The sequence below is a fragment of the Umezawaea sp. Da 62-37 genome (genome assembly GCF_032460545.1).
In the GTDB taxonomy this organism is placed as follows: Bacteria; Actinomycetota; Actinomycetes; order Mycobacteriales; family Pseudonocardiaceae; genus Umezawaea.
The window spans coordinates 7,258,622-7,280,477 of the sequence record NZ_CP135965.1 but is presented as its reverse complement, the minus strand read 5'-3'; the positions used below and the strand labels follow the sequence as shown (position 1 = coordinate 7,280,477).

Genomic DNA, 21,856 nt, shown 5'->3' with positions numbered 1-21,856 from the left:
CCGACCGGCACTCCTCGCCGACGAGCGGGACGACTCATCATCCTTGACCATCAGTTAGCCGATCCGGCGGCCCGTTTCTGCCGTATTCCGGCCGACCCCCGCGTTGACGACGGCGTTCGTCGAGACGGGCGACCCCCGCGAGGGCTTGGAGTTCATCCTCCAGAGCCGCCTCGGCCAGGGTCAACTGACGGATGGCCTCGGCGTAGATCTTGACAAGTTTGCGGAGGTCGGTGTTCTCCCCGCGGAGCCGTGCGAGGTCGTCCTCCCGCTTCGCGGTGACCTTGGGAGAAGTCCGCGTCTCGCGCTGTGCGTCGAGTTGGGCCTTGAACCATACGATCTGGTCTGGGTAGTTCCGGTAGAAGGTCGCGTGCGAGACGCCGACCTGTTTCTCGACAGTGCTAACCGTGGCACGTCGACCGAGGGCCTGACTTTCCCTGAGTTCGGTCTCCATCGCAGTGCGGACGTGGGCGCTCGTGGGCAAGAGAGGGTTCATGGCATTTCCTGGTCGGTGGAGTCGATCGTGCCGACGTCAGCGAGGAAGTCGGCGATCTCGCGGCGGCGGACGGTGAGGCGGTGACGGATCAGGGGGGCGAGGTATCCGCCTCGTGCGAGATCCCGGTCATAGGCAGCCAGGATCTCTGTCATCTGGGCGATGTTGTCGCCGGTGAGCGCGACATTGCGACAGCGCAACGGTTGACAGTCCGAAAGCGACGGACCTTCCGCGCCGTCGCTTCGACGGCAGAGAGCCCGGTCGGGATTGTGGACGCAGGTGACGAACTCGCCTGGATAGATGTGCGGGTCGTGACGGTTCATGTGCCGCCGAAGCCGCTTGTCGTCGTTGAGGACCTTGCCGTGGAACTGGACCTGGCGTTCGAATTCGGCCAGTCGGCTCGCGGCCTCGGCGGCGGCCGGTCCGCGCAGGCTGTGGAACTCGTGGCTGACGATCAGGTCGCCGAGTTTCTCCCCGCGAGCGATGGCGCACTCGGCCTCGACCTCTGCGCGGAAACCGGATTGCGAGGTTCCCGCATAGCCCTCGAACATCTGGATGCTCAAGTGGCGGAAGGCAAGTGCTCCGGCGATGGCCCCACCAGGGCGCCGGGCGATGAACCAGGCCAAGGTGCGGCGGAACTGTCTCGTGGTGAGTCTCCATTCCTGCCCCTTGACCAGGGGAATGATCTCGTCTCGGCTGGTCTGACGGCAGCAGTCGTTGATCCACTCTCTGAAGGCGGCCATGTCCTGGTTCGTGGTGCTTGTCGTCCGCGCTTCGTTCTTCGCGCGCTGTGCGATATAGCCGCGGGAAGGCGGCAGCAGCGCGAAGAGGGACGACTGCCGGGCGGGTTGGAGTCGTTGCAGGACTTCGACGGCCCGTTGGGCGGAAGCATTGATCACCCACGTTGCTTCCACTCCCGTCTCGTCGCTTTCGCCTTTGAATGCCAGGCTGGTCAGGTGTCTGCGGACGACGTGGCCGTTCTCGGCGCGCCAGACGGAGACGCAATTGCGCTTGATGTGTTTGACCTCGCTGTCGCGCATGCCGGACAGGAACGCGATCACGATGTAGCAGGCGGTCTGCAACATGCGGGTCAGCGGCTCGACCTCGTCGTATTCGATCGGTCCGTGCCAGGGCTTGCCGTCCAGCAGCCCGCGGACCGACGTCCGGAGGTAGGTCGCGTCCGCGATGCCGAGCTCGGCGGCGGCCTCGAGAATCATCCTTCCGGCTTGGGTGTTGTCGCCCAGACTGGTCCGCTCGACTTTGGACTCGCGGGCGAGGTGAGAGCGGTTGACTTCGCCCCGCCAGCCCGGCAGAAGCCTTCCCTCGGCCCGGTAGCGGTTCAGAATCGGAGCCAGTCGCTTGCCGGCCAGGTGCAACCCGACCGGGTTCTGTCCACGTCGTCGACGGCTGGGCATCGACCAACGGTTGAGCTGCTGCCATTCGTCATGGGCGTCGACGACGTCGTCTGCGAAGTCGTGAATCCAGCGCAGAGCCCAGACCAGGTAGGGCGACAACACTTGCTCGGGGATGCGATCGGTGGCGTTTTCCCGAGCCCGACGCGTCACCGAACGAGATCTCCCCTCGCGGAGAGCGGCAAGGACGACAGAGGGATCGAAGGTGAGCGAATCGCTGATCTTCGTCCGACACAACCACAACACCCGCAGGGCTCGATGGTAGGAGTCCTTGGTGTCCTGGCTGACCCGCAGACCGTGGACATGGCTGGCGAAGACTTCGACGTCGTCTCTGGTGAGTGTGGCGACAGCGGAGATCCCATGATTTTCCAGCCAGGCGAGGGACATCCGCAGATCGCTCAGATAGGCGCAGATTGTCACGATGGTGCGGATCGACTCACAGCCCGGCGGCAGTTCTCCGGTCAGCAGCGTGTAGATCACTTCCTTTGCCACGTGCCGAAACCGCGCCGGCACCCGCGCGAAATTCATGGTGAGTTCGGTCTGGTGCCGCTGCATCTGGGCGTGCTTCATCCGCCAGATGTCCTCGCTGAACCGCGAGGTGTCCGACAGCCGCACTCCGGGCAACAGAGGGCGCCCGGCCAGGACGAAGGCGTCCGCGGCGACGGTCTCCTGCCGCTGGTTGCGCACGTTCGCGTGTGCGCGGTCGATGATCCGGTCGGTCATGACGATTCCCTCAGCCCGTCGAGCAGGTCGATGGGCAAGCTGTCCGGAGCTTCCCGGCGAGCCCGTTCCTGTTGGGCCAGCGTGAACTTGGGCAAGATCAGCCGGGTGGTGATCAGCCAGGTGATGCCGTGCCTGCCGATCCAGTCCTCGACGCTGCGGGAGTCGAGTTCGTCTTGCAGCCAGTCCAGGAGGGCGAACAGTTTCGGCAGGTGCCGCTCGGTCACCAGTGCGTTCGGACAGCGCAAGCAAGTCAGGAACGACACGTCGCAGTTTCCGCCCGCGCTGTGGGGGCTGTGCTCGAAGTCCAGGCAAGATGCCACGAGGGTGTCCAGATGCCCGGCGGCGGCTTTGGCGAGTTTGTCCGCCGTGGTGCCCAGCACCGCGGCTGCGGTCTGCGGATCATGTCGAGCCGTCTGGGCGGTCCGCTCGTCCATGATCTGTCCGCGAAAGGCGTGGACGGACGCCTCGGCGTCCTCGAGTGCTTCGGTCAGAACACGATCGGCCCAGTGCCGGATCCTTGGGTCATTGCGCAGGTAGTGCAGGAACGACACGTCCGGAGTATTGGTCCGCGAAGCCGAGGGCAGGTGACCGCCGACGGCGCGGGTGATGCGGACCTCGACGGTCTTCTTCAGCCGCCCGGTGGTGAGCTTCAGCGGTTCAGGCTCGCTGTCCGCAGCCTCTGTGGGGGCGTCGGCCATCAACCCGTGCCGAGCGACCCACCGGTGCATCTGCAACTGTCGGCCGAGCCGGATCGCGAACGGGTCGATGTGCCCCTTGGTGGCCTTCCTCGCGGCCCGGACATCCTCGGAGCCGCCGACATCACCCGCCCAGATCGACCACACCCGTTCCGATCGGCTGAAGTCCCGGCTGGTGGCGGCGAGTTCGTGCAGCAGCAGAAACCAGCCACCAGGTGTGTGCAGTTGCGAGCTTTCAGAGCCGATCTCCCAGTGGATCGTGCTGCGACTGCGAGTCTTGCCCCGGCGCCGCTTGCGCAGGTTCACCGCGACCGCCCGGTCCTGCAGAACACGGTTGTCGACGGCAAGTTCCTTGATCGTCTCAGCGTTGCGACCCGACAATCCGACCCCCAGTAGTAGCAGTGGAAGGACGTCCTGCGTCGTGAGGAATACTTGTCCCGCAAGGTCTCTCTGCGACACCGGATCAGAGACGCAACCGCCCGCGACCCGCTCCTTGCTCGAGGCCGGGACTTCGCCGGTCCGCAGCATCCGGGCCAGTCCGGGCGCCTGGCGCCGGTCGGCGTCGCCGAGGGTGTCCGGGTCGGCCTCGAACTGCTCGACCAGCCGCCGCGAGGCCCGCAGCCGCTGCCGGATGGCCACCACGTCCGCGCGGGCGGCGGACATGATCGCCGCGAACTCCCGGTCCGAGTAGCCCGGAACCTGCGGCCTGGTCTTGATCGCGTTCCACCGGCCGTAGAGGTGTCCGGGCTGGTCCAAGTAGTCGCGCACGTCCTCACGCAGCAGACTCGCCGGCTGCACTTCCTTCAGGAGCTCGCGGATCTGTGACATCTCGGTGACGACCGAGAAGTCGGCGATGGTCATGCGTCGGTGCTGGTCGAAACTCCGCAGGTGGGAGAAGGTGAGTCCGGCCAGGGTCGCCGGGGGTCGATTCAACTGGCCCAACCACCTCACCAGCCGGGTGACGGCGGCCCAGCTGCCATCCGCGGCACTGCGGGTCCGCAGACCCCCGCTCGCGCCGATCCGGCGACCCCAGGCCGCAGCCAGGTCCGCGTGCATACCGAGACAGGGCAGCTTGGAGAAGTCGTAGCCGGCCCGACGGCCGTCCTCGCCAAAAAACTCCACCACCGGCCCGGCTTCCTCGTGAACCGCCTTCGGCTGATAGAAGCCCTCCGGCTGCGCCGAGGCCCGCCCCCGTCCGGTCCCTCGCCGTCGAGCAGGAATCTCAGACGGCACCGTTCACCGCCTGCTCCTCCAGGTCCTCGGGGTGGACGCCGGTCGGCTCCCACCCGTCAGGAACGAGCGCCATCCGGGTCTCCATCTCCAGTTCTTGCAACGTGTGCAGGTAGACCTGCGTGACCTCGATGGAGGAGTGTCCGAGTCGCATCCGTACCCAGTTCAGCGGGTCCCCGAAGACCATCTGATAGGTCTCGCGCTGCGGCGGTGTCATCGCCGCCAGCTCCTGGATGTGGCCCCGCCAGAGCTGTTCCAGGGTGATCACGGCGAAGCTGTGCCGCAGGACATGGGGATGGCACCGCAGCCTCAGCCCGAGACGTTCGCACCGCCGGTTGGCGATCTTGAACACCTCCTGCCAGCACGAAGGCTTGCTCGGCAAGCCGTACTGGTTAAGCCACAACGCCGCTGGCTCCAGTCCTTGAGGTGTCTCCATCAACACCCGGCGCCGTTCCTCATGCCTCAGCTTCGCGATCGACAGACGTTGACCGTCGACCACTACGAACGGCCGCCGCGGGTTGGTGACGATCAGCGGGTTACGAATCCGCTCGTAGAGTCCAGCCGCTCGGGCTGCCTCCACGGCCTCCGCCCGGTCGGTGTCGACGTAGTCCCGAACGTCCTTCAGCGCCGACGCCGGAAAGTAGACACGCCGGGCGGACCCGCCCTTGGCGATCGCCTTCGGCAGCCACGACCGCTGATTCAGCAGCCCCGGCACCATCTCCGGCAACTCGAACAAGCTCAGGCTCGTCTGCTCGGCCAGCCGCAGTCCCGTGCGAATCTTCAGATCGCTGTAGGCCGCGTTGCGCGAAGCGAACCTGCCACGAAACGACCGGTCCGGCAGCCCCCCGACGGTGAAGCCACGGACTCCGACATCTCGCCACTGCCGATAGGAAGCCGGCGGCAGCCACTCGATGTCGTTGCGCGGACCCTCGTGTGATGCCTCAGCCGGGGTCGCCCCCTCGGCCCGTCGGGGATCACGACTGCGAGAAGTGCGCTGCAGGAAGGGACTCCAAGCCGCGTGCCCCTTGCGTACGGCCCAGAGATAGAACTGGTTGACCGTCGCGACCTCACGGTCCCATGTGGACATTTCCACACGTGGCCCGGCGATGTCGGTCAACCGCCAATGCTTGAAGACTGCTCGGTCCTCCGAAGTGGCCACCTTCCAGCTCCGCCGTCCACGGTTGTCCCACAGGAATTTCAGGAATCGCTTCAGGTCATAGGCCACAGCCTCCTGTGTGGTCACAGGCTCGTTGGCCAACTCGGTTACGAAGTAGTCATTCAGGTCCACGTCGTACCGGCCCAACGGATCGAGCAAGTACGGAGATCCCTCACCGATCCGCCGCTCATCCAGCCACACGTCAAGGTCATGAAGTCCAGCCAACAGAACGCATCCCGCCTTCGGCCGCGGCAAGTCCTGGCGGGTGAAAAACACCCGCCACCCCAGCACGCCCGTCCCTCTCTTGATCACAGGGGCAACGTAACAAGGACAAGTCCGAACCCGCATAAGACAGGATGAGCACCCTGGGAGCGGCGCCCGCGGCTGCTGCGAGAGCAGCCTCCTGTTCCACGACGGCTAAGCCGAAGGTGAACATGGCGCCGGTATACAGAGTGCGTGCCGGTGCCGGGATGGCGAGTTTGGCGCCGCTGCACGGCACCACGAGCACCTGTCGGCTTCTGCCAGCCGGGTTCCTCACGTCGGTTCGCCACGCGGGGGTTGCGGTCGACGTGGACCGTGCTCGTCGCCGAGGTGCCCCGGACGTGCTGTCACCACGACAGCGGTGTCTCCCTCGGTGCGATCCTCGGTGGTCCTCGCATGGGGTTCGGATCGTTCGGCGGCCACGCGCAGCACCTCGTAGTGCTCGTGCGCGTCGTCCCACGCCCTCGACCACGACTCCGCGACTTGGTGTCGGGCCTGCCCGCCGATCTCCTGTACACGCGTGACCACCTCGCGCGGTACCGCGTTCGCCCCGTGCCACGCGATCGCGAACTTGATCGCCGACCACAGTTCGCCGCATCCGGCACGTCTCTCCACCGGGTCCGCGACGTTGTCCAGCCCGGCCAGTCGCGCCGTCCAGTCCACCGGGGACGGACGCGGCTCACCGGCGAGTTGTTGGCGTGCGGCCTGATCGTCCAGTTCCGGTTCCCATGGCCTGGGCTGGTAGCCCATCGTGTCGAAGACCAGATGTTCCAGCCCGGCGAACTCACGTGGATCGGTCGACGTCGGGCCGTGCTCGCCGTCGCGTACGGCCATCACCAGGCGTCGACCGTCGGGCAGGAACCGCACCCACGCCGACACCTCGTGCAACAGGTCGCGATGCCCGTCCAACCGGTAGTCCCGCTCCCCTGCCATCCACTGGCCGTCCTCGCCGTAGGCGATCAACTCCCGCCCCCTGGTGATGATGACCACGACACCGGGCCATGCTTTGAGCACCCGCATGAACTGGCGATGCAGCGTGTGCAACTCGTGCCAGACCGTGTCGTGCATGGGGTTGCGGTTGAACCGCGCCAGCGGGTTGCGCTCGATCGACCGCGCCACCTCGGGACTGGCAGTCGTGCGCCGCCGCCCCAGATCCACCAACGCTTTCCACTCGCCGTGCGCGCCATCGATCACCAGCAGCGTCGTCGCCTCTCGCGACACCAGCTCGCGGGCCTGGACGTGCAACTGCTCGACGATCGACTGGACCGCGAGGAACGTTCCGTCGTGCTGCACCACCTGCACGCGCTCGTCGACCAGGTCGGCGTAGACGTCGACCGGCACGCCCTCACCCCATCCGATCCACCAGGTGCGGGCAAACCACGGCGACGTGGCGGCTTTGACCATCTCCAGCGTCTTGCCGGTGAACGCCGCCCCTTCGACCAAGACGATCGGGGACTGCGTCCCGGCCTGTGGTCGGTATGTGCGCAGTGGGTATGGCGTCGAGGGCCGTTCAAGCGGCCTTGCCGGGTCGTATCCTGTCATCGGACTCCTCGATTTCAGTGGAGAGTTGCTGTTACGCCTCGGTCCCGGCGGACCGAGAAGGCACAAGGTCGAGAAGTTCTCTTCTCCTGCCAGGACTTCGCGACGCCTTAAAATGGATGTCGACTGGATGGTGTCGTGCGCGTCGATCGCAACCCGCTCAGTCCACTGTGGATGATGTTCGGCCGGTTGTCCGACTGCTCGTCACTTCACCGTCGCATGGGTAGGTTCCATGGGACGGTGGCGGCCGTGCTCGGTGTGGATCGGGTTGGCGTGGTGGTCGTCGCGGACTACCAGGCGAATACAGGCAGGTTGTCGGCGTGTGGTCCGTCGGCGTCGAACAGGACGTAGTCGCAGCCGGACGCTTGTGCCAGTTGGATGATGGGTGCCAGTTCGTCCGGCCAGTCGGCTTGGTCGATGGGTTCGACGGAGTCGTCGTCCGGGTCGTGGATGTACATCAGCCATCCGTAGGTGAACTCGTGGGCGATGATGCCCTTGTAGTCGGCGAGGTGTCGGCAGGTCTGCTCGCGCAGGTGACCGGTGGACAGGTCCAGGAATGTGCGGATGGCATGGGTCACGAGGCTGGTCCTCGACTCGGGTCGTGTCGGATGGAGGCGGGTCTCATACGGCGAGATGCCATTGCGAGGCGGCGGCCCAGGCCGATGGGAAGGCTTGACCGGTTTTGCTGCGCGCGGTAGCCGGCGCAAGGACGAGGAACCGTTCCGCGGTGGGCATGCCGTGGGTGAGCGAGTGCGGGTCGCGGCGGCGCAGCCAGGCGCGAGGATGGGTGTCCTGCGGGAACGCAGGGTCGCCGATGGTCACCGGCACACGGGCACGGTGGGCACGCTGGTCGAGTCGGGCGCGCATCTGTTCGGGCGGGCCGACGTCGAGGATGCGTACCGAACGGGCGTGGTTGATCTTGCCGTCGGATCGGGGTGAGAGCGTGCGCCGCAGGTCGTAGACCGCCCACGGCATGATGGTCAACAGTTGCTCGAACGCCGCGAGCACCGCGGCGGTCCTGACCGAAGCCTGTAGCAGTGACAGCAGTCGTTGCCCCTTGATCAAGCCCTGGGTGGGATTGAGAGCGGTGGCGACGAACTCCATCACCAGGGCCAGGACACCGGCGTCGGGCTCGTCGACGAACCGGGCCACTGCCTGTCCCCGACCCACCTTGTTCGCCAATGCGAATGGACAGTAGGTGCACGCGCTCTTGATCCACTCGACGCCGAAGGTCTCCCGTAGGAATGCCTGGATGCGGACGAGGTCCCAGCCGCCATCCCACTCGCGCAGCGGGTATTCCCCGGTGTGCAGGGCGGCGTTGTATCGGGCGTCCCGTTCGGCACGGCGGGTCTCGCCCGACTCGTAGCCCATCACCTGACGAAAAGACCGACCTTGGGTGAGCTCGGCGATGACCGTGTCCAGCGGCCACGCCTTGAAGTGCTGGCTGCAGAGTCTGTCTCCGGCGGTCTGCGGAACGGTGGCGCCGTCGAGCATCTCGTGCGCCAGTGTCCACGCGCCGACTATGTACAGCCGGTCGGGTGTACGGGTGTCGGACAGGATGTCCACCCCGTCGGCCTGCCGAGGGCCACGGCGGGCGACCTGAAGGTAGCGCACACCCGCGGAAGCCATACGGGGCAACAAATACTGCTCGACCAAACGTCAGGTGGCAGGCCATTCCTGTCCGGTCATTCCGGTGATCACCGCGAGCTCGCTCAGGTCGAAGTCCCGACTGGACGGGTCGGTGAGCCAGCGCGCGAGGATGGCGACCGAGTCGCGACCAAGCCCGAGGTTGAGCACCACCCGCGGCGGAGGTTCACCACGGACCGAGGCCAGCGACCGCATTGTGGGCGAAGGTGAGGGGCGCAGCAGACCGAGCATGGCCTGTGCCTGGTGCACGGCCTGCTGCGCGACGTGCTCGAGCACACGGTCACTGAGCGGGTCGGCCAGCGCAGGGAACTCGACGGCCGTCATGCCGAGCCGTCCTGGCCGTCGATTTGTTCTGGCGCCTGGACGTTCGCAGAATTCAGGCGAGGCCAGTCAGCACAGGGCGTGTCACGGGTATCGGCGGCCCTCAGCTGGTTGTTTCCGGTGGTGTGGACACTCTGGGTGCCTGACAGGCCGTCAGCGTGGGCGGGGGTACCGGGGGTGGTCGTGGGCATGCTCATGGATCACAGCCCTTCTCGTACTTGGGGCCGGATGGGACTCGACACGGTGTGTCGCTCGTGGCCAAGGCTCGGTGAAGGCGCACGGTGTGGAGAGCCGGCCAGGTTCACGGGGAGCCGGGCCCGCCCGTTCCGCTGGCGCGGCGAGCAGACGTCCGAGTCGGGTCAGTCGATGTGGACGAGGCGGCGGCAGCGTCGCGCCGCGTGCACCGTGCCGGACTCCTGTAGAGAGCCACCGGCCCATCGTTCGAACGCCACGATCTTCTGTCGGCGGCGGCAGTCGCACCATGTGGCGGTCTCGACCGTGCCGACGTGATCACCGAGGAGGGTGACCGTCGCGGTCAGCCTGCCGAACAGGAACAACTCGTCATCGAACGGCACAGCGGAGACGAGGGCCTCGGGGCGATCGGTTTCGGCGGTGAGCTGGTCGATCCGTCGAAGCCGGGTGGCGGTCTGTTCCGGCGTCAGCGGAGACTCCCGCAGCAGGGGAACCCACTGCTGGCCGGTGAACATCTGCCAGTAAGCGCCCTCATTCAAGCGTGAGGCCGGGTCGCCGGCCAACCTGGCGACCACTCGTTCGCGGTCGCCGCGCCGGGTGATGATCCGGCTGTAGACCGAGGGTGCGCCGCGTTGCGGCCCCCAGCTCGCCGCTTCCCGTGGCAGGTAGCTGCGGATGAGGAACCAGCCTTTGACCCGCATCTCGTCGACGAGTTCACTGGTCTCGGTCTCGGTGATGATCTCGTCGAGCAGATGCTCCAGCCCTGGGAAGCCGGTGCGCATGGGTGTGCCGTCCTGGACGCTGTGCTGGAGGAACTGTTCCAGGTCGCGGTCGTCGAACCGGGTGCGGTCGTTGGTGTGGAAGGTCGTCGGTCCGCCTCGCCCTTCGTTGGCGATGCGCCCGACCACGCCGAGCGTGGGGTGCACGAGCTCGGCACTGTGGGCCACGCCGCGGCCGGTCTCCAGCTGGTTGAACCCGGTGATGGTGAACGAGTAGGGCGCTTGGATGCCGGTGTGCGGCCAGCGGGCACGGGGCTCGACGTCGGTGGTGTCCACGAACACTTCTCCTCGCGATCAGGGAAAGCAGGTCGGTGAGTCGGCAGGGGACAGTGCGAAGCCCGGCACTGGTTCGCTGGAGAACCGGTGCCGGGCTTCAGGGGGACGGCTAGGCGGAGTCGGGCTCAGGCGCTGGTGACCTTGCAGCAGCTCAGCGGTACGCCGCGTAGATCGTGGGAGTCACGACCAGCGAGATGGCCGTATCTGGTCGACGAGACGGCCAGCCTGGCCGTCGACGCCTTGTCGAGCGTCACTGTGGCGAGCTGCTCGCCACGTCCGTTGACGATTTCGGTCACGACACCGCACAGACCGTTGAGGTACGTCGGCGAGAGGCCGTCGATGGTCACCCTCGTCTGCACGGTGACCGCGGCCGCGGCCTTCATCCGCAGGATGGTGCGGCGGGACTTCATCGCCTGCGCGATGGCGGCGAGGTCGTTGTCGTCGGCGTGCTCCAGCACGTAGCCGACGACATCGGACAGCTCCATGGGGGCGGTGGGCACGGAAGACTCCTGGTGCTGCTTGATGATCGCCATCACGTGTCCGTCGGGCCAGTGGCCTTTCGCCACACGCGGTGGCGTGTCCCGCTTCGGCGGGGCGCACTCGGCGGGCACCGCCGTGGCGGTGGGGGCAAGCGTTGTTTGCTTGCCGCCACCGCCACGGTGGTGCAGAGTGCGTCGCCCCGCCGGACGCGGAGCACACCGTGAACTTCAGGAGTGCTTTTTCCAAGCCCACGTAGTAACCAGAGGCCGGCGAACGCCGGCCGACTTCGGCCTGCGATCGGAGTGTGTCTTGCAGTGGTCAGGAGTTGGCCCGACCGAAGAACAGCCACCCGGTCAATTTCGCTGAACCGGTGGTGGTGATGATGGCGGTGGCGCTCTGGTCGATCTCGATGCTGCCGCGCCGCAGGGAGTAGCGGTCGAGGTGGGACTTCGTGACGATCTCGTCGTCACCGAGGAGGCCGTCGACCGCGGCGAGCGCTGCGGTCTTCAGGTCCGGGTATCCACCAGAGCGCGGAGGAACGGGGATCCCGCTCAGCGTGCGGATACCACCCAGTACGGCGATGGCACCGGCCGGTTCCCACTTGTCGTCGATCCTTCTGTCGGCCCCGTCGATGAGCGTGTTCGCCAACGCCGCGGCGTCGCCGGGCGACAGCGGTCCGCCGTTGATGACGACGTAGCCGTTCTTCTCGGCGATCGTGCCGCTGCGACCGGCATGGCCGTACTCATACTCAGCCTGTTCGACAGTCGCCCGGAACGCGGCGTCGACATCGGCGCCTTCGGCGTAGGTGATGAAGGTCTGTGCACCCATTACGGGGTGTCTCCTCAGGTTTTGGTAGCTGAGCGGCGGCGCCCGAAGCAGCTGGCACGAGGTTCGGGTTGGGCCGGCCGCGCCTCGCGGTCCGGCGGGGCGTGCTCGGTTGGCGCTGACGGCGGGAGCGGGGTCAAGCCTGCGGGTGCTTGTCCCGCGGGCTTGACGCCCGACCGGCGTCAGCGCACCGTGCGCGACGTCCCGCCGGACAGAGTCGCGGTTGGTCTGTGGCGGGAAGGACGGTTTCCATGGCCGAGGGATGCCAGTGGTCCTGCTCGTGTTCGCTCGCCTGCCGGGACGACTGCGCAGTGAAGTGCTGTTGCCGGGACGATCGGAGAATCGTGAATCGCGGCGACGTCGAAGAGGTCGGCTGTGGCTTCGTGGTCGCTCATGCGAGGCGGGTGTCGGTCACCTGGCTTTCGGACCGGGCTGGCGCGGAGAGCTGACGGTGGGCGGCGGACAGGATGGCCCATCGATCCAACTCGACCTGCAGTGGATGACCGTCAGATAGTGCTTTGACCTGTGGTGATTCGGCCAGCTCGGCGGCCGCGATGCGCAGTATGGCAATGAACGTCCGATCGGGTGGCTGGTCGTTGTCGCGGGCGAGTTCGATGAGCCAGTCGGCGGCCTCGTCGGTGGCCAGGTGTCGGTGCGCGAGGAAGGTGTCGACGACAGAGCGGACAGCGCTTCGGTGGGCGCGCACCCAATGCTGTTCGGCATCGTCGTTATCGGATTTCAGCTCCGTGTTGATGATGTGCTGGTTCGGGCCGTGGAGGCGTTCGAGCTTGCGTCGGTCGGCGTGCAGTCTGTCGACCAGGCCCTGGGACGTGCCGATGTTGAGGATTGCCGCGGTCGTTCGACGGTTCATGCCCAGCCGCTCGGCGCGTTCGATCAGCCAGCGGTCGTGGTCTTCTCCTTCCCACCACAACCGCACGCGCAGAACCAAGCCGTCCAGGACGTCGTCCTGGGCGATGTCGGCTGGGACTTCGTTCACGTGCTTGCGCAGGTAGGCCAGCACTTGTCGCGGATCGTCGATGACGTCGGCGAGTTCGTCCGCGGAATCCAGCCACAGCCGGCGGCGACGGTGAAGGATGCGAGCAGTGGCTGCTGTGGCGTCCCGTTCCGAGACTGGCCGCGGTATCACCATGACGCCCTCAGATTTTCCCTGAGGCCCCAACAGTTCTCGTCAGGCAAGTGACGTGCACTCGCCTGCGGGAGGCTGTAGTCGGAGGTGACCCGTCGACCTACCGCGGCTGTCCATCCGGGGCGAGCCATTCCGACGTCTCCACGACGGTGTGGAAGAACGTGGCCGACCACACGATTCGCTTGCCCGGTAGCGACCGAGATCGATCGGCCTTGATGTGTGCCTGCGTCGTGCCGCCCGTTCGGTTTTCTTGCCGTGCCTGTCATGGCTGCTCCGGTGAGAGGTCGCGGTCGCCGACGCGGTTCTCGCGTCTGGGATTGCACCGCGGACACCGCATGACTTTTGCGTCTCCGGTGGACACGAATCGCATCGAAGGTTCGGGACCGTCGCACTCGCCGCACCACGGCGATGGCTCGACGAGCGCCGGCTCGGTCGGTGGTGTTGCCGGCAGATCGCTCAGCCGGGTGGTGAGCACGGCGGCTGCGGATCGCACGCCGTCCGCGTTGGCGGACAGGTACGCGATGAGCGCGTCTCGAGGCCGGCCGGTGGCCAAGGCCGCAGCGACCATGGGGGCGAGGCGCTGGCGCTGTCCTGGGGTCAGGGCCCATCGGGGCCCGAGTGCGGTGAGGAGGTCGACTGCTTCCGCTTCGGCTTCCGCGTCGTCTCCTCCGCCATCGTCGGCGCTGCCGGGGTCGGGGTCGGGTGAGCCCGTGGAGGAGGGGGTGAGGACGGGATAGGACGTAACGGGTGGTGTAGCTGTGCCACCCCTGGGGTGGTCTGGCTGTGCCGCCCCTGGGGCGGCGTGGGTGCCACCGGTGGCATTTTGCCGGGGGTGGCGTTCTGCCGGGGGTGTGGATGACTTGTCCACAGATTCCGGGTGGTTGTCCACAGGGTTGGCCATCAGGATCGAGTACCGGTTTCGGCGGCGGCCACCACCTTCCTCGATCAGGAGATGACCATCGATGGTGAGGCGGTGAAGGACGCGTTGGACGGTTCGTCGGTTGAGGCGGGTTCGTCGGGCGAGGTTGTCGATGGAGGGCCAGGCTTCCTTGCCTTGGTCGTTGGCTTGGTCAGCGATGGTCAGCAGCATCAGCAGTTCGGTTCCCGCGGCGGGTGAGTGATCCCATACCCATGTCATGGTCTTGATGCTCACCGACCCTCCTGCCGCTTGGTCGGACGTGCTGGTGCGAGTGGGTGAAGACAATGCGCGATGGCGCGGAGTGCGTCCACGTTCGAAGATCGCTGTGACAGCATCATGGTGTCGGCGACCGGGCATGGGGTGAACCGGAACCCGACTGCAGTCGCCGTCATCGTGTGACCGAGCCCGTGAAACCGAGCAGAGCGGCATCGTCGCTGCCTACTCGACGAATACTCAGGGCGTGGTCGACTGTCCACTTGCGGGGACTTTTGTTCGAACCGCGCATCGACTGAAGGCAGATATTGTCGCACCATAACTCCCCCATTCTTCCACCGATTTCAGCGTCGTCTCGATCGAAATTTGGATGACACTCAGGACTAAGTGGCCGACACACCGCATTGCGTCGCACAAAAGAAGAAATTCGATTTTGCCTAGCATTCACACAGGTGCCGCCATATACCTCAGATCACTGAAGCACGCAGCTATTAGAATCAATGAATTGACCTACCGAGGGGTCGATTTGCACCATTGACCAAAGTTCCGGTCAATCAAAAAACGCATACTATCTCTTAGCCTCCGACAGACACGACCACTTACGATGGCATGCAAATATCCAGATTCAGAAGAATTCTGGAACACATTGGTTAGACTATCGATTCCACGGTGATGATTTTATCCGCCCCCAGGTGCGGCCCAGTCGGCAGCGTCGACCGCCCTATTTCCAGCACGGGCCGCAGCCACCATATCGTCAATCACAACCGCAGGAATGACTTTGCGATTACGGATACGGACAGCAGGGAACTCATCCTCGTCGATCGCGCGATGAATGGTTTGTTCCGACACTCCAAACATCAACGCCACCTCCTTGACTTGATAGAAGCGGTGCCCGCCGTCGACTGGGACTTCCCGCCGCGTTCGCCTATCCGCCATCATTACCTCCAGGAGTGCCGTCTCGCTTCCATGATTACCTCAAATTTCCGGGACGTCAAAGTTTTCATCTCACGGAAGGAGATCCAGTTTCCGCCACATGGAAGAAATGCGGGAATGTAGCGATACAAGTACTTTGCGCACACGGGATACTTCGACACCCTGACCGAGTGGAGTCATCCCAGGCGAAAATCCGAACAACCGCATTGGTGGGACCATGTCGATCACCCCACCCCTCACACCCGGAGTCGACAGGCCGTTCGTGGGCCGAACTTTCACACGGTGACGTTCTCGCACACGCGGGAGCGCTACGCGGAGCGAGTTCGGCCGAGCTGAGCAGGGAAGGTGCACTTCGGTGAAGGACGACTGCTTCGGTGGCGGTGCGCTTGCTACCGATCGGAAAGCGTGGACGATGCGGATCGGGGCTCACCCTCGATACAGGGCGATGAGGTGTCATGCCGGTGACCACCATCCATGATCATCGGCAATCCATGCGCGATGTACATGGTGCAGCGCCGTGAGGGCGATCGACCACAGGTGAAATTTTGGTCGACACTGAAACTATCGTGCACAGGATAACCACGATGCCTCATACCGCTCGACGACCAGCGACCTCGAGCGGCTCCGCGAACGACGATGGATCGCGGCTACCGGTCCTGCGCGCACTCCCAGAACCCCGTCGACAGGCAACAGCAGACGGCCAGGTCCAGGCTAGTGCACCCGCTCGTTCCGCGGGTGACGCCGATGCCGGCTATGAACTTTGCCGCGGCGACGGCGGGCTTGCACCCCTTTAGCAACATCGAGTAGCGAGACGAAATCGCGGCTCTCGAACCTGCCCACTGGGCAGCATTCGCCCGTAATGCCGACGGTGCCATGTCGACCGCCCACTGCATGGACAGCGATGTTGACGCGGTGCTGGCCGTCGGCGAATCCGAAAACGATTGCCCGCTGGTTCACCAACTGTTCGACCGGAGCGGAGCAGAGGCCGCACAGCGCGGTGTTGATCAAGAGGATGTGATCGCGGCGTTGTCTGTCGATGATGATGTGGAATGACCCCTGCGGTCGCTTGACGATCGTCAGTGACGCTCGGGTCCGTTGTGGACTATCCAGGGACTTCAAGGCCTGAGTGGTGGGTTGACGATGGCCGTGTTCGCGATCGTCAACCCGCTGGCCCAGTCCGCCATGTAGGGCTACCGAGTCCATGCCCACAGTGGATCGACCTAGAGCAATCCTGGGCGCCTACATGAGCAGGATGGGATGTCGAGCACGACCCGAGGCCTTCACGACAGATCAGCTGAGGTTCGATCCGTCATGGTGGTCACAACGATGACAACTGCCAGAAGTCGTGGACAGTAGCGGATAACGCAAGAGACTCTCGATACGACAGTGCCAGTGGTGGCCATCCCCCCGGCCACCGAGTGCTGGCCGGGGCCACCTCCCCCCGGACCCCGGCCAGCACTATGACGAACCCGCGCCAAGGGTCCGGTCGCGAAGCGATTCCTCGTTCTGGCAACAACACTCCTGCAGCCCGCCGCCGCACCTGTAGCGGGCTGTCGGCGGCAGCCGATCCGGCCGTGGCCAGACACGTGGAATCGATCAACCAAGTCGGTCGTGTGGGTCATTTTCTTCTCGTGCGCCCCCTACGTGGACAGTGGGTTCGCGACGATCAGCGCGATCGATCGGCCGGTTCCCAACCACGAGGTCCATCGAAGCAGCCGATACCGAACTTCAGAGTTCTGATGTAGAATCGACAAGACGATCGACGATTCGATTTAAGTCGACAAGGAACCGATCGTCAGCATCCATGGGAGAAGAGATGGCACAGCAAAAAATCGTCTAACTCGTCGACGATCTCGATGGAGGCAAAGCTCACGAGACTGTCAACTTCGGCTTGGACGGCGTTGACTACAAGATTGACTTGTCAGGCGATAACGCGGCAAAACTTCGTGACGAGCTCGCCCCGTTCATCACGTATGGCCGACGCACGGGCGGTCGTAAGACCAAGACCGCGCAGCTGGTTCGGACGACCTCCGGCGACGATCTCGAACAGAATCAACGGATCCGATCGTGGGCTCGCGATGCCGGACTCTTCGTCAACGACCGCGGTCGCATCTCGGACGAGGTCCTCCAGAAATTCCGTGCCGCTCACGCCTGACAAGAGCGAAAGGCCCGAAGGTAGCGGGCATATAGCTGCCAGATTTGATGTGTGTCGGAATCGGCGTGCAGTCTGCAGTACACCCGACAGCAGCACGGCGGCGATACCGGGGATTATTCTTTTGCGGCGCGATCCTGCAGAACGCCGCCACCGACGAGATGCGCGGCCGCATGCAGGGCGTGTTCATCGTCGTCGTGGCGGGCGGTCCCCGGCTCGCGGACCTGTTGCACGGCACCACGGGAGCGATCGCCGGACCGGGCGCGGCCGTGGCGGGCGGCGGGGTCCTGGTCGTGGTGTTCACGATCATCGCCGTGCTCGCCCTGCCCGCCGTGTGGCGCTACCGGTTCACGCCCGAGGAGGAACCGGCCCGTAGTAGTACGGCGCCTGGAACAACGTGAAGCACCGCACGGCGACGACCGTCGTCACCAGGAAAGGCGCCACGACCACCAGCAGGTAGAGCAGGGTCGACCAGCCGCCGCCGAACCTCCCGTGGTCGCTGCCCCACAGCACGAGCAGCGACACGCCCGTCGTGGGCATGGAGAACACCCACATCACCCACGGGAACCGCCGGGCGAACCGCGCCTCGTGCAGGTTGAGGTAGCCGTTCGGCACGGCGTTGCGGCAGGACGCCATGGTCACCGACGCCATGAGGAGCATCAGTACGGAGAACCCGCCGAACACTCCGGCGAAGACCGACGCTTGCGGCAGCGTGGCGTAGTAGACGAGCAGCGCGGCGTCCATGGCGGTCACCGCCAGAGCCGAGTAGCCCCAGCGGGCGCACGTGGTCCGGATCTCGCGGGCCCGCTCCGGCGGGACGAGCTGGAACCGCGGGGTCAGGTCGGGGATGATCACGAGTCGGGCCGCCGTTCCGAGGGGTGGCCGTCGATGACGGTCGCGTCGGCCGTGCTCCCGCAGCTGCCGATAGACCCATTGCGGAATGGTTGCTGATCGTTGTTTCTCTTCGGAACCTTCCTCGTCCTCCGCATGTCCTCGATAAGCCATGCTCTGTCGAGAAATAAGCCGACCAACAGATATCCGAGACGGTCCAGGCGTGGGCTGGTCGTGCGGAGCCGGGCTGCGGGTCGACTTCGGTGTAATCGCGGATCGGTATTCGGGGAAGCCCGATTGCTTTCCATGAACAGATCAGCCTTTCCATAAGGTTCGAAGGAGGGAGACGGGAAGCTGGCCAGCAGGGTGTTGATCTTTCTTATCGGAGGGCAGTAGCCCAGTTCTTCTGTCGGAGGGATGAACATGTGCTGCTGTTGTATGCGAGCATAGGCTGAGGCGGCCGGGGAAGACCGTCACGTGCTCGTGTCGGGCGGTGTGGGTGTCTGTTCCAGCAAACAATTCAAGGCTGCGGGCAGTCGATGATGCCCCCTGTCGACGTCGTAGCCGAAACGCTCGATGTTCCACGTACCCACGGTGAGCAGTCGGGTTTGGGCGGTCGTCACGGACGTCTCCTTTGAGGTGGCCGGTGCGGGAAACACTGCGCGCACAGGTCCCCCACGGCTCGTCGATGTCGACGATTGGTCCAGTGAGGACGCTGTGTCTGGCGACGCAAGCTCTGTGTCGAGAGAGAGCAGCGATGTCCGAGAGCCCTCCTCGTGGGGAGGTCGATCACCTCATGGTGCTGATGCACGCGTCATGGCCTCTTCGACTGTGCGGAGGCTGCGCGCTGCGTTTCCTGCGGTCCGCAATCGGGTCAGGCATCCAGGTCGCCTGGGTCGTGGTCGCGACCATCGGCATCGGGCTGGCTGATCAGTGTCAGGCCGTATTGGGATCGCACGCATCACGCGATCACGACACAGTGTCCGGACACTGTGGAGCTGACACTGCTCGCCGTGCTGCGGTGTGCCGTTGAGCAATTCACTCCGCAGCGTTGGCTGTCTTCGAGGTCCGTGTTTGTCACTCACTGGTTCAGTGCGGTGAGGGCAAGTTCGGCGAGTTTTCGGGCTGTCTCGCACTTCGGCGGCAGTCTCGGCGCGGATCGATGGTCGATGCTGGCGAACACGTCCAAGGCCTGTCCTTCGGAAACGTCGACGATGATGTCGCACCTGCCGGAATTCGTGCCGTGTGCGCGTTGAAACGCCGGGTAGCCCAGGACCGGTGTGACGGGGTCGATTTTCTCGGCGACGCGTGGGTCGGTCCAGAGGCCGATGCCGTCGGTGATGTTGAATAGGAATCCGAAGTAGCCGATGTTGGTGTTGTAGGCGCACTCGACACCTTGGGGGTCATCGGTGCGGTCCTCCAGCGTCCCGTCCTTCTCGATGGAGACGTCGGCCCAGTCGGTGGGGGCGAGCAGGCAGTGCTGTTTCCCGTTCAGGTCGATGTTCTTGGGGCGGACGGGCGTCGTCGTGGTCGCGGCACCGAAGTCTCTGCTCGCGATACCGGTGGTCTTGTCGGCGCACCCTGCCAGCACGAGGACGATCGACATCATGGCGAGGACACGTCGCGTGTTGGTCGTGTGTTTCGGCTCGATTCGGTGATGGCGGTGCCGGGTCATCGGATGAAGGCTCCGTTGGTGTGTCGTGCATCGGCAGGTGCGGATGAGTGGGCGTCGGTCGTCGCCTGGCGGGGTGGCGTGCCACCCTCGACCGGTGCGTGGAGTCACCGCACGTTGTCGGCCCGAGGGACAGGTTCCTGTTCCAGGTAGATTCGGTGCTCGGCGACCGCGCGCAGCTGCTTGGCTTGCAACGGATACAGGTAGCGATCGACGCTGCGGGGGCTGAGCCACTTGTAGTCGCTGATCTCCTCGGCCGGGAGCACGATGCGGGCGGACAGCGCGGCGCGGTCGTGCCGGCCGAAGTCGAACAGCAGTTGCAGGCGGGGCCGCAGTAGTGAGTACGGCGGAATGTTCCAGACCGTCAGCAGCAACCGCCCGGCGAACAGGTCGGTCAGCCCGAGCTCCTCGTGCACCTCGCGGCTGGCCGCTGCGGTAGGCAACTCGCCTTGGTGGACCGTGCCACCGGGCAAGTTCAGAAATTCCTTGCCCGGTGGGCGTCGTTCCGGGGCAAGTCGCACCGCCAGCACCCACCCCTGACGATCGCGGATCACACCTCTGGCCGACACCCTCACCCGCTCTACGGACATCGCCTGGCCGACTGTCGAGGGTGTGGCAGCGGCGTGTTCGGCGCTCATGGTGGGCACGTTCTCCTGGTGGGGGTGGGTCACGGGTGACGTGCTGGTCGTCCCGGTTCGTGAGCTGAGCCGCCGACGGGGACACCCGAAGCGGAACGCGGGTGTCCCCGTCGGCGGCGGAAGTGGTGGTGTGCGGGCCTCAGCGGCCGGTGAGAGGGCCGCACACCACCACGGGTCCGGCTGTCGGCCGATCGCTCATCGGGTTGACGAGCGCGGCGTCACGCCGGCAGTGGGCGAGGAAGGTCAGCCGGCGAAGGCGGGGACGGTGGGGACGGTGTCGCGCAGCTTGACCGGCTGGGTCGTGGTGATCGGGATGCGGGGGTGCGGGATGACTCCGCCCTGCTCGGGGGTGAGCGGCTTGTCGCTGCGGATCTTGCCGCTGATCACCGCGTCTGCCCACGGCTTGTAGTAGGGGACGCCGGTGGCCACGTCCGGGGTGACCGCGCACAGGTCGGACCCGCCGCGGCTGATGATGCCGAACTGGTACACCCGGCCGCGGACCTTCCCGAGGACCGGGCCGCCGGAGTCGCCGTTGCAGACGCCCTCGCCGTCCTCGTGCTCGTCGGTGCAGATGTCGTGGACGGTGATCGCCCCGTCGGCGCCGCACCGGTCCGCGGGCACGACTCGGGTATCGAGCTGCTGGAGGGTCCGCGATCCCTCGGTGGCGTCGTTGGAGGTCCGGCCCCAGCCCAGCGCGCGCAGCGGGTAACCGAGCCCCGGCTCCCAGCTCGCCAGCGAAATCGTTCGGGCCTTTACCCGCGAGGCCATCTGCATCAGGGCGAAGTCGCCCGCAGGAACCTTGGGCCTGGGCTTGGTGTCGGAAATCCAGTCCCAGCCCGAGAACACCACGATGCGCTTGACCGCGACCGGTGCGGCCTTCGACCGGTCGGTGGCACCGACGCGCACGTGGTAGTCGCGGTCCTGCACCGGGACCCACACCGGCGGAGCGTGGAAGCCCAGACGGTCGAGGCTCGCCGTGGACACGGCGGCGGGAAGGTTGGTCACGCAGTGCGCGGCCGTCACCACCCAGTCCGACTCGGTGTCGGAGTCGGTCCGGAGCAGGCTTCCGGTGCAGTTGAGCCAGTCCGTGCGGGCCGGGGTGGTGCTGTCGTACTCGATGGCCGCGGCGGAATATGCCTGGGTGGCGGGCCGGCCGCCCACGACCTGGGTGCCGATGTCGCTGCCCGGCTCGTCGATCTGGGCCGTGGCCGCGCCCGTGCCGCCGAGCGGCATCATCAGGGCCGCGAGCAGGACGACTGCTCGCGACCAGTTGGCGTGGTTCAAGGTTCTCCTTCGGTATGTGCCGGGGGGAAAAAGGTAACGGG

22 protein-coding genes are annotated in these 21,856 nt (G+C 65.6%); 3 read left to right on the top strand and 19 right to left on the bottom strand.

What is annotated here, in order from left to right; translation table 11 throughout:
- Positions 1–37: 37 nt before the first annotated feature.
- The 14 genes from RM788_RS33595 to RM788_RS33530 all read right to left on the bottom strand — a co-directional run bounded on the left by RM788_RS33595 (position 38) and on the right by RM788_RS33530 (position 15,241).
- A complete protein-coding gene (locus RM788_RS33595) occupies positions 38–493 on the bottom strand; it encodes a hypothetical protein (RefSeq protein ID WP_315922620.1) in 456 nt (151 codons plus the stop codon).
- Positions 490–2,625, bottom strand: coding sequence for a site-specific integrase (locus RM788_RS33590; RefSeq protein ID WP_315922618.1), 2,136 nt, complete (start codon positions 2,623–2,625; stop codon positions 490–492). Before RM788_RS33590 ends, RM788_RS33595 begins: the two co-directional genes overlap by 4 nt.
- Positions 2,622–4,553, bottom strand: coding sequence for a hypothetical protein (locus RM788_RS33585; RefSeq protein WP_315922616.1), 1,932 nt, complete (start codon positions 4,551–4,553; stop codon positions 2,622–2,624). The genes RM788_RS33590 and RM788_RS33585 overlap by 4 nt, the downstream gene beginning before the upstream one ends.
- Positions 4,543–6,018, bottom strand: coding sequence for a tyrosine-type recombinase/integrase (locus tag RM788_RS33580; protein ID WP_315922614.1), 1,476 nt, complete (start codon positions 6,016–6,018; stop codon positions 4,543–4,545). The genes RM788_RS33585 and RM788_RS33580 overlap by 11 nt, the downstream gene beginning before the upstream one ends.
- Before the next feature lie 222 nt (positions 6,019–6,240).
- Positions 6,241–7,410, bottom strand: a complete 1,170-nt coding sequence (locus tag RM788_RS33575; RefSeq protein WP_315922612.1) for a hypothetical protein — start codon at positions 7,408–7,410, stop codon at positions 6,241–6,243.
- A gap of 386 nt (positions 7,411–7,796) precedes the next feature.
- Positions 7,797–8,084, bottom strand: coding sequence for a DUF5983 family protein (locus RM788_RS33570; RefSeq protein WP_315922611.1), 288 nt, complete (start codon positions 8,082–8,084; stop codon positions 7,797–7,799).
- A gap of 43 nt (positions 8,085–8,127) precedes the next feature.
- Complete coding sequence (locus RM788_RS33565; protein WP_315922609.1) at positions 8,128–9,072, bottom strand: hypothetical protein; 945 nt, start codon at positions 9,070–9,072, stop codon at positions 8,128–8,130.
- A gap of 93 nt (positions 9,073–9,165) precedes the next feature.
- Positions 9,166–9,477, bottom strand: a complete 312-nt coding sequence (locus RM788_RS33560; RefSeq protein WP_315922607.1) for a hypothetical protein — start codon at positions 9,475–9,477, stop codon at positions 9,166–9,168.
- Positions 9,478–9,833: 356 nt separating this feature from the next.
- Positions 9,834–10,721 carry a hypothetical protein gene (locus RM788_RS33555; protein ID WP_315922605.1) on the bottom strand — a complete coding sequence of 296 codons (888 nt, stop codon included), beginning with the start codon at positions 10,719–10,721 and terminating at the stop codon, positions 9,834–9,836.
- A 125-nt stretch (positions 10,722–10,846) separates the two neighbouring features.
- Positions 10,847–11,254, bottom strand: a complete 408-nt coding sequence (locus RM788_RS33550) for a hypothetical protein (RefSeq protein ID WP_315922603.1) — start codon at positions 11,252–11,254, stop codon at positions 10,847–10,849.
- Between the two features lie 265 nt (positions 11,255–11,519).
- A complete protein-coding gene (locus RM788_RS33545) occupies positions 11,520–12,029 on the bottom strand; it encodes a hypothetical protein (protein ID WP_315922601.1) in 510 nt (169 codons plus the stop codon).
- Positions 12,030–12,417: 388 nt separating this feature from the next.
- The gene (locus RM788_RS33540; RefSeq protein WP_315922599.1) at positions 12,418–13,047 is read right to left on the bottom strand and encodes a hypothetical protein; all 630 of its coding nucleotides are present in this window, start codon (positions 13,045–13,047) and stop codon (positions 12,418–12,420) included.
- A gap of 388 nt (positions 13,048–13,435) precedes the next feature.
- Positions 13,436–14,326, bottom strand: a complete 891-nt coding sequence (locus tag RM788_RS33535; RefSeq protein WP_315922596.1) for a helix-turn-helix domain-containing protein — start codon at positions 14,324–14,326, stop codon at positions 13,436–13,438.
- 657 nt (positions 14,327–14,983) lie between these two features.
- Positions 14,984–15,241: a helix-turn-helix domain-containing protein gene (locus RM788_RS33530; protein ID WP_315922594.1), complete on the bottom strand. Its 258-nt coding sequence runs from the start codon at positions 15,239–15,241 to the stop codon at positions 14,984–14,986.
- Between the two features lie 888 nt (positions 15,242–16,129).
- On the opposite strand from RM788_RS33530, the gene RM788_RS33525 reads away from it, so the two are divergent.
- The 3 genes from RM788_RS33525 (at position 16,130) to RM788_RS33515 (ending at position 17,791) form a co-directional block, all read left to right on the top strand.
- Positions 16,130–16,291 (top strand): hypothetical protein, encoded by a 162-nt coding sequence (locus RM788_RS33525; protein WP_315922592.1) that lies wholly within the window; start codon positions 16,130–16,132, stop codon positions 16,289–16,291.
- An 838-nt stretch (positions 16,292–17,129) separates the two neighbouring features.
- Complete coding sequence (locus tag RM788_RS33520) at positions 17,130–17,393, top strand: histone-like nucleoid-structuring protein Lsr2 (protein WP_315922590.1); 264 nt, start codon at positions 17,130–17,132, stop codon at positions 17,391–17,393.
- A 158-nt stretch (positions 17,394–17,551) separates the two neighbouring features.
- Entirely contained in the window at positions 17,552–17,791 is a 240-nt protein-coding gene (locus tag RM788_RS33515; protein WP_399340849.1) for a hypothetical protein, read from the top strand.
- On the opposite strand, the gene RM788_RS33510 is transcribed toward RM788_RS33515, so the two are convergent.
- From RM788_RS33510 to RM788_RS33490, 5 genes are all read right to left on the bottom strand, one after another.
- Positions 17,739–18,245 (bottom strand): hypothetical protein, encoded by a 507-nt coding sequence (locus RM788_RS33510; RefSeq protein WP_315922588.1) that lies wholly within the window; start codon positions 18,243–18,245, stop codon positions 17,739–17,741. The genes RM788_RS33515 and RM788_RS33510 overlap by 53 nt on opposite strands.
- A 449-nt stretch (positions 18,246–18,694) precedes the next feature.
- Positions 18,695–18,844 (bottom strand): hypothetical protein, encoded by a 150-nt coding sequence (locus RM788_RS33505; protein WP_315922586.1) that lies wholly within the window; start codon positions 18,842–18,844, stop codon positions 18,695–18,697.
- Positions 18,845–19,302: 458 nt separating this feature from the next.
- Positions 19,303–19,827, bottom strand: a complete 525-nt coding sequence (locus tag RM788_RS33500) for a DUF3558 domain-containing protein (RefSeq protein ID WP_315922584.1) — start codon at positions 19,825–19,827, stop codon at positions 19,303–19,305.
- Between the two features lie 173 nt (positions 19,828–20,000).
- The gene (locus RM788_RS33495) at positions 20,001–20,531 is read right to left on the bottom strand and encodes an NUDIX domain-containing protein (protein ID WP_315922583.1); all 531 of its coding nucleotides are present in this window, start codon (positions 20,529–20,531) and stop codon (positions 20,001–20,003) included.
- Between the two features lie 243 nt (positions 20,532–20,774).
- A complete protein-coding gene (locus RM788_RS33490; protein WP_315922580.1) occupies positions 20,775–21,815 on the bottom strand; it encodes a S1 family peptidase in 1,041 nt (346 codons plus the stop codon).
- Positions 21,816–21,856: the final 41 nt, after the last annotated feature.